Source organism: Deinococcus sp., from assembly GCF_025362455.1.
Lineage (GTDB): Bacteria > Deinococcota > Deinococci > Deinococcales > Deinococcaceae > Deinococcus.
The window spans coordinates 1-11074 of sequence record NZ_JANYGJ010000060.1 but is presented as its reverse complement, the minus strand read 5'-3'; the positions used below and the strand labels follow the sequence as shown (position 1 = coordinate 11074).

Sequence of the window (11074 nt, the reverse complement as noted above, 5' to 3'; positions counted from 1 at the left end):
GGAGTCAGTTATAGGCGGATGCGGAGCACGGGCGCCCTACGCCAGCGGCCACGGTGTGGAGAACGCTGAGAGACAGAGGGCGTCTGAGACGACTGGGAAGTACCATCCATAGCGGAGCGACCAACCCCCTCGCCCCACCGGCTTATCGTTACCCACAAGTCAGTCATCGACCGAAGAAGAGCCGAGACTGAAGGATGACAACGGCACAATGGCAGGATGAAGTGACGTGGGCGGCGGGGATCTGGGGTGCAGCGGATTTAGGTGATCCACGACGCACCAAGCGGGTGGTGCAAGTCGCCGCGCAGTTGGCCACACAGCCAGACGCATCGTTGCCGCAGCAATGTGGTGGGTGGGCTGGATTGAAAGCGGCCTACCGGCTGCTGAGCAACCCACAGATCAGCCCAGTCGACCTCAACGCGCCGGTCTGGCAAGCGACGCTGAAGCAGGCACGCTCCGTGCCTGGTGTGGTGCTGTTCGTTCAGGACGGCACGGACCTGAACTTTGCTCATCACCCGTACACCAGCGGCTTGGCGAAGGCACCCAAAAACGACCAGGGTCATCTCAAGGTTCAGACCACCTTGAGTGTGGTGCCCGGAGGGCACCAGTGTGACCTCGGTGTGCTGGGTGTGGCGCACCAGCAGACCTGGGTACGGACCACCTCGCGCCAAGGCGAAGTGCGCGCCGCGCGCTACCAACGCTGGAATGAAGGTGAGGTGTGGGCCGAGTCGCTCGAAGCCTGTGGGGCGCCCCCGGCGGGGGCGCTGTGGGTGTCGGTCAGTGACCGGGGCAGCGACGATTTCAAATACTTTCAGCGTGCTGTCGCTGCCGGGTGGCAGTTGGTGGCACGGGCAGCGCGGACGCGGCAGGTCAAAGTCGGTGCTCAGGTCGGCTCGCTGTTTCCCGTCATCCGGGCACAGCCGAGTGTCGCCGAGCTCCACCTGGAGCTGGCCGCACGTCCCGGACACCCGGCAGGGCCGGTCACGGTGCAAGTCAGTTACCAGCAGCTCAGCGTCAGCCCACCCAAGAATGCCCCGGCGCCCAAAGGCGCCGCACTGACGATGTGGGTGGTGCGGGCCTGGTCAGTGGTGGACGACCTGGAATGGATCTTGCTCACCACGGTGCCGGTGCATACCGTCCAGGACACTGTACAGATCGTCGTCTGGTACGCCCACCGCTGGGTGATCGAGGAGTATCACAAAGCGCTCAAGACCGGCTGCCGCTTTGAAGCCTCGCAACTCCAGACGGCGCTGAGTCTGCAACGCCTCCTGGCGTTGCTCTCGCCCGTCGCAGCCCGCCTGCTGGCGTTACGTTCGCTCAGCCGCACCCACCCAGATGACCTGGCTCGGCGCTATATCGCCCTCGACCTCATCCGGCTGGTCGCTCGTAAACGTCACCTCAACACTGCTCCGGAACATCTGACGCTCCGGGCCTTCTGGCACGCCCTTGCCCAGATCGGCGGCTTCATTGGTCGCCGCCGTGACGGCGACCCTGGTTGGCAGACCCTCTGGCGCGGTTGGGCCTGGCTCACTCAGGCCGCCTGGCTGCTTGATCTTGACGTCTCTGTCAGCCTCTATCCCACTTCTGGGTAACGATAAGACCTCTGGGAGAGGGGCGCTGCGCAGCAGCAGGGTGAGGGGAGTGAGCGCAGCTCATGCCCTCTCTCTGTTCACACTCCCCACTTCCCACTCCCTACAACCCCTTTACCGCCCCCGCCAGCCGCTCCAGCCCATCTTGCAGCAATTCCCGACTGGTGGCGAAGTTCAACCTGACGAAGCCCTGGTAGCCCTGGCCGAAGGTGGGGCCGTCGTTGAGGGCGATTCTGGCCTCGTCGAGCAGAAACTGCTGGATGTCGGCGGCGCGGGGGTGGCCGCGCAGGTCGAGCCAGGCGAGGTAGGTGGCCTGGGGCGCCGCGAACGGCACGCTCGGCAGCTCGCTCGCCAGAAACTGCGCAAGGAAGTCGCGGTTGGCCTGAAGGTAGGCCAGGGTCTGGGTCCGCCACTGTGCGCCGCCAGTTAAAGCTGAGCGCCACATGGTCACGCTCAGGCCGCCGGGGTGGCCCATGATGCCCTTGACCGAGCGTTCCAGCCGCGCCACCAGCTCGGCGTTATGGCTGAGCATGGCGCCGATGCCCAGGCCCGCCACGTTGTAGGTTTTGCAGGGGCCGGTCAGGGTGACGGTGCGCTGGGCGGTGGCGTCGTCCTGGCTGGCAAAGGGGATGAAGGCGGGCGCGTCGGAGAAGCGCAGGTCGGCGTGCAGCTCGTCGCTGACCACGTACAGCTCGTGCCGGGCGGCGAAGTCGGCCAGCTCGCGCAGCTCGTCCGCCGTCCAGACGCGGCCTGTCGGGTTGTGCGGGTGGCAGAGCATCAGCAGCTTTGTTCTGGACGTGACAGCCCCTTCCAGGGCGGGCATGTCCAGCTCGTAGCCCTGGGGCGTCAGGCGCAGCGGCACTTCCCTGGAGACGCGCCCGTGGTCGGTGACGGCACTCAGAAACGGCGGGTAGCTCGGTGTGAAGATCAGCACCTCGTCGCCGGGTTCGGTCAGGCCCTGGACGGCGGCGTACAGGCCCGGCACCACGCCCGGCAGGAAGCTCAGCCCCTCCGGTTTGAGGCCGGTCAGGCCGTCGCGGCCCAACTTGTCGATCAGCAGGGCCTTGAGGTCGGGGTCGCCCATCATCTGGTAGTAGCCGAGGCTGCGCTCCAGACGCTGGTGCAGGGCGTCCAGAATGGCCGGAGCCACCGGAAAATCCATGTCGGCGACCCACAGCGGCAACACGTCCTGGCCGTATTTGGTCCACTTCATGTTGTCGGCGTGGCGCAGTAAGTCGGGGAGCACGTTGTCGTAGGGGTGCGCCGAGCTGAGCGTGTCGGTCATGGCGGGAGTGTACTCCTGGGAGTGGGGCGCCGACAGCGCCAAAGTGCTCGGTTTGGACCTGGGAAAAGAGGAGTGGGAAGTAGGAAGTGGGCAGGGCTAATGGCCTCTACTTTGTTTCCAGATTGTCCCAGAACGCCTGCAAGTCGCTTGCCAGCGGCACGGTCACGTTCACCGTCGCGCGGTCCCAGGCAAAGGTGACGGCGTGGGCATGCAGCGCCTGGCGGGGCAGCAGCAGGCGGCGGGTCAGCTCGTCGGTTTGCCCGGCCCCGATGAAGTCGAGGAACGCCTGCGGGTCGCGTCCGTAAATCTTGTCGCCCACCATCGGCAAGCCCAGGTGCCCCAGGTGCGCCCGAATCTGGTGCAGCCGCCCGGAGCGGGGGAAGGCGCGGAGCAGCGTGAAGCCCAGCTTACGGCCCATGACCTTGAAGTCGGTCAGTGCCTCCCGGCCCTGCGGCATCACGCCCTGGCGAATCTGGATGGCGTTGTCTGGACCTACGCCGATAAAGTCCAGCGGCGCGTCGAGGGTGAACTCGTCCCAGTCGGGCGAGCCGTGGACGATAGCGAGATACGTCTTCCGCACCCGGTGCTCCTTGAACAGCGTGAAGAAGAGGCGGGCGGCGTCGGCGTCGCGGCTGAACATCTGGATGCCGCTCGTCTCGCGGTCCAGGCGGTGCGGCGGGGCCACCTCCGGCTCGCCCGTGTGCTGTTGCAGGAAGCTCAGCACGTCCGGCACGTCGAAGCGCGCCCGCACCGGATGGGTCAGCCACAGCGCGGGCTTGTCCAGCACGTAGAAATCAGGGTGCTCGACGATGACCTGTGGTTTTTGAACGGGGGGCTTCACATTTCCCAGGTGGAGGTGTAGGTTCGCTCTCTCAACTTCTCGGAGAGGTCCACCGCCACATCCAGCGTCTTGTCCAGCCGTTCTCGCACTGGGGATATCAGTTCGTCGCCTTCCCAGTCAGTGCCGATGGCGTAGACGTGGTACGGATTGAGGATGCATTTGAAGTCGGTCATAAGTCCCACGGCGAGGGGATGGTGGGCCACGTAGCTGTGCATCAGGCCACCCGCCACCAGAAACGTGACCACCTTGTCGAACCAGACGGCGCTCAGGCCCCGCGTGGTGCTGTGCGAGCCGGTGAGTTCGATCAGGTTTTTAGCGCCGCTGCCGGTGGCCCAGTTGTAGACCGGCAGCGCGATCAACACGCCGTCCGCGTTCAGAATGGCGTCGCGGTAGGGCTGCACCGCCGGGTGGGTATACACCGCGTCGTCGTCGAAGGCAGGCAGCGGTGAGTCGCGTAAGTCGAGCAGCGTGACCGTGTGGCCGAGGTCGGTCAGCCGTTCCGATGCCAGGCGGGCCAGCACCCGGCTGCGGCTGCCTTGGCTGAGCGAGGTCGAGAGGATGGTGAAGTTCATTGGGGCGAGGATACGGGAAGTGGGAGGTAAGAACAGATCAGGGCATTCGCTTGCGCTCACCACCCTCACCCTGCTGCTTCGCAGCGCCCCTCTCCCATAAAGGTAGAGGGGTCGAAAACGTTCACGCAGACGCTGTTTTTCGCTGAAGTAGACCACTACTTTCCAGCGAAGTCAGTTATGGGCGAATGCGGAGCACGGGCGCCCTACCCAACCGGCCACTATGTGGAGAACGCGGCGAAGAGTAGTGCGTCTGGGCCGACGTGGAAGTACCATCCATAGCGGAGCGACAAACCCCCTCCAAGGTTCTATTGACACATAACCTTATCAAGAGAGGTGAGGGGCCGCCCCCGAACCTGTGGCCAGTTACGCCCCACCGGGGCGGGGGCGTCTTGGGCAGAACGGCACCTATCGGGCCTGTCCGCTGGGGGGTGGGGGTCATTCGCATAAGCAACGTGCTGAAGCCCAAAAAGCAACGTCCCCGAAAACACGCTTCAGATGCCACCTCACCCCAGCCGCGTCAGGTACTTCTCCCCCCGCTCCGTCAGCCGCAGCAGGTGAAATTCCGGCGTCTCGTCGCCGAAATTGCGGCACATACTCTTCAAGCTGCACCCGTTGCACGAGCAGTCGCCGTTGCCCTGCACGGCCTCCTGTACGTAGCCACCAGCGTACAAGGTGCGGAGCATCCCCTCCAGCGCCTGCGGGGTGCTGCCCAGGCTGCGGGCGAGTTCGGGCATGGTGCGCGGCGTGCCCGCCAGCGTGCCGAGGATAGCCGCGAGTGGACTGGTCATAACAAGTGCCTCGCCACCTGATACACCGCGAAGGCCGCGACCCAGGCGATGGCCAGCTCGTAGGCCACCGTCAGCCAGGCGACGCGCCGCCCGTGCTCGGCCTGGAGGGCACCAATCGTCGCCACGCAGGGCGTATACAGCAGGATGAAGACCAGGTACGCCAGCCCGCCCGCCGGGGTAAACGCCTGGCCCAGCGCGGCGGCCAGCGGTGACTTGAGTTCGGTACTGGTGTCGGCCCCGAAGCTCGGCAGTGAAACGATACCGGGCAGCGACTGCACCGAGGTCTTCAGCGCGTCCCAGGTGCCCAGGGCGGCCTGCGTCAAACCGGCGAGCAAACCCAGCGGCGCGGCTTTGACGGCCTGCTCACCGAGGTAGATCTGGCCCAGCGTGCCCACCACGACTTCCTTGGCGATGAAGCCGGGGACCAGCGCCCCCGTCGCCTGCCAACTTCCGAAACCCAGCGGCGCGAAGACCGGGCTGATGGCCTGGCTGACCTCCCCGAAGAGGCTCTGGCGCGGCTGAACCTGGCCGAACGCCTGGCCCGACACGGCAGGCACCGACAGCAGCACCCAGACGACAGCGACGGTGGCGAGCACGGTGGTCCGGGCACGCTTGGCAAAGCTGGCGGTGCGGCGGGCGGCGTGGTGCCACATGACTTTCCAGGCGGGGAAACGGTACGGCGGCAGTTCCAGCAGCACGCCGCCGCCCTCGGCGGGCAATGAAGTCTTGCGCAGCACCCAGGCGAACGCAAACGCCACCGCCATGCCCAGCAGGTACATGCTCCAGACGATCCAGGCGCCCGCCCTCGGAAACAGCGCCGCCGAGAAGATCACGTAGACCGGCAGCCGCGCCGAGCAGCTCATGAACGGCAGGATCATGCTCACCAGCACCCGGTCTGTGCGCCGCTCCAGCGTGCGGGTGGCGTAGATGGCCGGAACGTTGCAGCCGAAGCCCAGGATCAGCGGAATGAAGGCGCGTCCGTCCAGCCCCAGCCCGCGCATCAGCCGGTCGGCCAGGAAGGCGGCGCGGGCCATGTAACCGGAGTCTTCGAGGAAGCTCATGGCCAGGTACAGCACCAGCAGCGTCGGTAGGAAGCTCAGCACCGTGCCCACGCCGGGAATGACGGCGCCCACCACGATGTCTTTGAGCAGGGGCGCCCAGCCGAGCAGCCCCACCGCCCAGCCGCTCAGGACGGCTTGCAGCGGCCCGCCGATCAGGCCCACGAAGGGAGAAGCCACCGTGAAGGTCAGCCGGAAGACCAGCAGCACCAATCCCAGGAACAGCGGAATGCCCAGGACGGGGTGCAGCGCGAGTTTATCGAGCCGTTCGGTGAGGGTCAGCTTGGACTCGAACTGCGGCACGGCGCGGCGGGCGATTTCCCCGGCGCGGGCGTAGCGGGCCTCGGCGATTTCGATCAGTGGGTCGAGTCCGGCGGCGTCCAGGGCGGCCCGGTGAACGTCGGCGGCCTCCACCAGCGCGGCGTGCCCGGTGGCGTTCAGGCGGCCCCGCAGACTGGGATCGCCTTCGAGTAGGCTCAGCGCCAGGTAACGGTGCGCGTGCGGCGGCAGCGTCTGGAGGCTGGCCATGCGGTGTTCCAGATCGGCGGCGGCGGTTTCGATAGGCGCCGGGTAGCGCAGCGCGTGGCCCACCTGGGCGCCAACCAGGGTCACGTTCAATAGTTCGGCGGTGCCCATACCTTTGCTGCCCACCGTCTCGACTACCGGCACACCCAGTTCCTCGCCCAGCACGCCGGAATTGACGGCCAGACCTTTGTTGCGGGCCTCGTCGACCAGGTTCAGGGCCAGCGCCAGCGGCACCCGGAATTCGAGGAGTTGCAGCGTCAGGTATAAGTTGCGCTCCAAATTTCCGGCGTCCAGCACGTTGAGCAGCACGTCGGGCGCCTCGTCGAGCAGGGCGGTGCGAGTAATCAGTTCTTCGGGCGTGTGGGGGCTCAGCGAGTAGGCGCCGGGCAGATCGAGCAGATGCACCGTCTGGTCGCCGCGCCTGAGCTGCGCCTCGCGCTTTTCCACCGTGACGCCCGACCAGTTGCCGACTTTCAGGTGGGTTCCGGCCAGGGCGTTAATTAAGGTCGATTTGCCGGTGTTCGGGTTGCCGATCACCAGGGCGCGGGGCTGGCGATGGGCGCGTAGCCGGGCCACCGTCTCGGCGCAGGCGGCAGCATCATGGCGCGGCGCGGGGTCGTGGCGCGGGGTGACGGGCGCCGGAGCCGTCACAGCCGGACCCGCACGCCGACCAGATCGGCGGCCCGCAGCGCCAGGTCGGTGTTGTTCAGCCGCAGTTGCAGCGGGTCGCCCAGCGGGGCGCGGCGCACGATTTCAATTCTGGCGCCGCGAATGAAGCCCAGTTCGAGCAGTCGGCGCCGCAGCGGGTGGGCCTGGTCCAGCGCCACGACGTGGGCGACCTGGCCGGGCAGAAGGGTATCGAGCGTGACGTCTCCCATAAACCTGAGTAGTCTAATCGGATTAAAGCGGATGCAATGTAGGGCGGTCTAGATTGCGTCCCTCCAGGCGCAGGACGAATGCCCCTCGGCGTCGGGTGGCGAGCGCTGGTTTGGTGGGTCGGGCGACTGGCGAACTCGGTCAGGACTGAAGTGTGTTCAGCTCAGGCGCCGTTGGGCGCAGGTTCAACCTGCTCGCGTTCCAGGCGGCGGAGCATGGCCCGCACGACCAGCTTGGCGCGGCGGGCCATCTGGGGCATGAATTCGCGGTAGTCCACCTTGGCCCCCGTGTCGGCGGTGTCGCTGACCGAGCGGATGACCACGAAGGGAACCCCGTGCCGGGCACATACCTGGGCCACCGCCGCGCCCTCCATCTCGGTGCAGGCCGCCCCGAAGGTCTGCCACAGCCAGGCGACGCGCTCGGCGGCGGCCACGAACTGGTCCCCGGAGGCGACCCGGCCCTCGATGACGCGCAGGCCGCCCTGCTCGCGGGCGGCGGCCAGGGCCACGGCACGCAGCTCCTCGTCGGCGCTCCAGCTCAGCGCTTCGCCGGGAATGACGCCCAGGTCGTATCCGAGCACCGTCACGTCCACGTCGTGCTGCACGCAGTCGGTGCTGATGACCAGATCGCCCACCGCCAACTCTGGGTGGACGCCGCCCGCCACGCCGGTAAAGATGATCCGCGTCGCCCCCGCCGCGATCAACGCCGCCGTCGTCATGGCCGCGTTGACCTTGCCGATGCCGCCCTCGGTGATGATGACCCGGTGCCCGTCCAGCACGCCGGAATGCAGCGTGACCCCGGCCTGCGTGTTCGAGCGGCGCTCCCGCAGCTCCGCGATGAGCAGTTCGACTTCCTCGTTCATGGCGCCGATGATTCCAAGCATGGTGAGCAGTGTAGGGGGCCTGTGGCCCGGCGTGTGGCATGTGGGAACAGAAGGAAGAAAGTGCCGGGAGTCGAGTAGGCAACGAGCCGCGTTGGGACTGATGAAGCGCCGCATTTGAGGGCGTGAATTTCCGGTCTCGATCAAGTCGCCTCGCCGGTGACGTCTCCCGAACCGAACCTGACCTGCACACCCGATGAGTGCTCGAATCTTTGCCCACGAGCCACGCGCCACAAGCCACACGCCCCCCACAAGCCGGGCGCAGCCCGTATACTTAAGGAACCGATGGCCTCCGACACCAAGCAGCGACCCGTCTATGTCATCAGTATTGCTGCCGAGCTGGTCGATATGCACCCGCAGACGCTGCGCCTGTACGAACGTAAAGGTCTGATCCGGCCAGGCCGCAGCAGCGGCAAGACCCGGCTGTATTCCGAGCGTGACATCGAGCATCTGCGTGAGATTCGGCGGTTGACCCAGGAACTCGGCGTCAACCTGGCGGGCGTCGAGGAGGTCATGCGGCTGCAACACGAACTCGACGACATGCAAGACGAGTTCGAGCAGGAGATCGAGCGCATCGAGGGTCAGATTCGCGCTCAGGTGGCCGTGCCGCTGCCCGCGCCCGGCGCCCCGGTGGACCCCAGAGACCGGCCCGTCTACGTCATCAGCATCGCCGCCGAGCTGGTCGATATGCACCCGCAGACCCTGCGTCTGTACGAGCGCAAACGCCTGATCCGGCCAGGGCGCAGCAGCGGCAAGACCCGGCTGTATTCCGAGCGCGACATCGACCACCTGCGCGAAATCAGGCGTCTGACCCAGGAACTCGGCGTCAACCTGGCGGGCGTCGAGGAGATCATGCGGCTTCGCTTCGAGCTGGATTCCAACCGGGGCAAGTTGGAGCACCGTATCGCCGACATCCAGCAGGACATCACCGAGCGCATGACCCGCTGGCGAGAACTGCCCGCGCCTGGCCCGGACGACGCAGACCTCAACGACGCAGACCTCAACGATGCAGACCTCAACGACGCAGATATGGACATGACTGACTCTGACGACACCAGCCTGGACGACATCAGCCTGGACGAGACTGGCCCGGACGAGACTGGCCCGGACGAGACTGGCCCGGACGCGACTGGCCCGGACGACGATGCTGAATGAACGCCCGGCGCCCGCCGCCGTGGTCAGCGCCGAGATGGAGATGCCCGGCGCCCTCTGGGTGGTCGGCGACGTGCACGGCGCACTGGGCAAGCTCAAGCTGCTGCTGCTGCGCTCCGGCCTGAGCGACTTCAGCGGCTCGTGGAGCGGCGGCGACGCCCACCTGGTGTTTCTGGGCGATTACCTCGACCGGGGTGAGGACGGCGTGGGCGTGATTCGGCTCATTCGCACCTTGCAGCGTCAGGCCAAGCTGGCCGGGGGCCGGGTGGACGCGCTGCTGGGCAACCACGAGGTCATGTTCCTGGCGGCGCTGCTGTTTCGCCACAACGACCCCCGCGACGAACTGGGCTTTTACGAATACTGGCACAGCAACGGCGGCCAGCCCCGCGACATGGCTCTGATCGAACCCGGCGACCTGAGCTGGATGGCCGAGCGCCCCGCCATGCTGCGGATCGGCCCCTGGCTGCTTCAGCACGCCGACAGCGCCATGTACCTCAAACTCATGTCCGGGGACGCGGCGGGCAACGTCAATACCGTCAATGAGGCCGTGGCCCGCAAGTTGGCCGGAAACAGTCCGCAGGTCTGGCAGGAGCTGATGAACACCTTCGCGGCCCGCTTCGCCTTCGCCGGACCGGACGGCGGAGCGCTGGTCAAAGAGGTGCTGAGCACCTTCGGCGGCGAGCGCATCGTCCACGGTCACACCCCGATCAATCTGCTGCTCGGCACGGCGGGCGAGGAACCCGGCGCCCCTCTGACCTACGCCGGGCGCCAGTGCATCGATACAGACAGCGCCATGGCCTATATCCCCGGCGCCGGGTTTATCACCCGTCTGGACGCGGGCGGCGTCGCCGAAGTCGTGACCTACCCGCCGATGAGCTACGCCCGCTGAGGCGGTGCTCAGGTGCGCAGCGTTGGTGACGCCGGACTGGACAGGGCCACCGCAAACTCGTTCATAGTGAATCGGACGCTCAGTATTGACCCTTCTGCTGCGCAGCGGCCAGGCCCGGTAGATTCCATTCTGGACAAGAAGAGGTGCCACTCAAAAGGGAGGCGAACGGGCTTCTTCATGTCTTTTGGCTCCCTTCGAGGGGAGTGGCTGCGAAACGGATTGAGGTGTTTTTCAGCCGGGTAGACCCGACGTTCTGGCTTGGCAGTAGCCTTGTCGAATTGGATGATGTTTGGTGAAAAGTGGGCCTGCGCAGGTATAGTTTGGATGTTTTTTCTGTAAAAACTACCGTTTTACTTTGTTCGGGCAAAGCGCGGGTGCCAGGAGGAGGTTGCCGGGCAGCAGTGTAATCGGTGTCACATCTGAAATATCCCGGCTGGACCGGCCTCGCCCTGTCTCACCTTCATGCAGTGCGGCGGGCCGTTGGGTGCAACTCAGAAATGGGGGATGATGGGCCATGGAGCCGACAACAGCAGGATGGAGAGTTCAGGCGGACGAAGCGTACCAGGAACTGATCGCTGAGTTGGAGACCCAGATTCGGCCCGGTGCCAGCGTGGGCGAGATC

The 11074-nt window shown here is 66.1% G+C and carries 10 protein-coding genes; 3 read left to right on the top strand and 7 right to left on the bottom strand.

The window, feature by feature from the left end; all coding sequences use genetic code 11:
* Window positions 1–194: 194 nt before the first annotated feature.
* A complete protein-coding gene (locus Q0R23_RS04355) occupies window positions 195–1589 on the top strand; it encodes an IS4 family transposase (protein WP_293910747.1) in 1395 nt (464 codons plus the stop codon).
* Window positions 1590–1689: 100 nt separating this feature from the next.
* On the opposite strand, the gene Q0R23_RS04350 is transcribed toward Q0R23_RS04355, so the two are convergent.
* From Q0R23_RS04350 to Q0R23_RS04320, 7 genes are all read right to left on the bottom strand, one after another.
* Window positions 1690–2871: a MalY/PatB family protein gene (locus Q0R23_RS04350; protein WP_293910745.1), complete on the bottom strand. Its 1182-nt coding sequence runs from the start codon at window positions 2869–2871 to the stop codon at window positions 1690–1692.
* Between the two features lie 106 nt (window positions 2872–2977).
* Window positions 2978–3712 carry an RluA family pseudouridine synthase gene (locus tag Q0R23_RS04345; RefSeq protein WP_293910743.1) on the bottom strand — a complete coding sequence of 245 codons (735 nt, stop codon included), beginning with the start codon at window positions 3710–3712 and terminating at the stop codon, window positions 2978–2980.
* A complete protein-coding gene (locus tag Q0R23_RS04340; RefSeq protein ID WP_293910741.1) occupies window positions 3709–4284 on the bottom strand; it encodes an NADPH-dependent FMN reductase in 576 nt (191 codons plus the stop codon). Before Q0R23_RS04340 ends, Q0R23_RS04345 begins: the two co-directional genes overlap by 4 nt.
* A gap of 503 nt (window positions 4285–4787) precedes the next feature.
* The gene (locus tag Q0R23_RS04335; protein ID WP_293910739.1) at window positions 4788–5072 is read right to left on the bottom strand and encodes a FeoC-like transcriptional regulator; all 285 of its coding nucleotides are present in this window, start codon (window positions 5070–5072) and stop codon (window positions 4788–4790) included.
* Window positions 5069–7306: a ferrous iron transport protein B gene (gene feoB / locus Q0R23_RS04330; protein ID WP_293910737.1), complete on the bottom strand. Its 2238-nt coding sequence runs from the start codon at window positions 7304–7306 to the stop codon at window positions 5069–5071. The genes Q0R23_RS04335 and feoB overlap by 4 nt, the downstream gene beginning before the upstream one ends.
* Window positions 7303–7533 (bottom strand): ferrous iron transport protein A, encoded by a 231-nt coding sequence (locus Q0R23_RS04325; protein WP_293910735.1) that lies wholly within the window; start codon window positions 7531–7533, stop codon window positions 7303–7305. Before Q0R23_RS04325 ends, feoB begins: the two co-directional genes overlap by 4 nt.
* Before the next feature lie 161 nt (window positions 7534–7694).
* On the bottom strand, window positions 7695–8414 hold the full coding sequence (locus Q0R23_RS04320; protein WP_293910733.1) for a 5'-methylthioadenosine/adenosylhomocysteine nucleosidase: 720 nt from the start codon (window positions 8412–8414) through the stop codon (window positions 7695–7697).
* A gap of 282 nt (window positions 8415–8696) precedes the next feature.
* On the opposite strand from Q0R23_RS04320, the gene Q0R23_RS04315 reads away from it, so the two are divergent.
* Window positions 8697–9566, top strand: coding sequence for a helix-turn-helix transcriptional regulator (locus Q0R23_RS04315; RefSeq protein ID WP_293910732.1), 870 nt, complete (start codon window positions 8697–8699; stop codon window positions 9564–9566).
* Window positions 9556–10452 (top strand): metallophosphoesterase, encoded by an 897-nt coding sequence (locus Q0R23_RS04310; protein ID WP_293910730.1) that lies wholly within the window; start codon window positions 9556–9558, stop codon window positions 10450–10452. Before Q0R23_RS04315 ends, Q0R23_RS04310 begins: the two co-directional genes overlap by 11 nt.
* The last annotated feature ends 622 nt before the right edge of the window (window positions 10453–11074 follow it).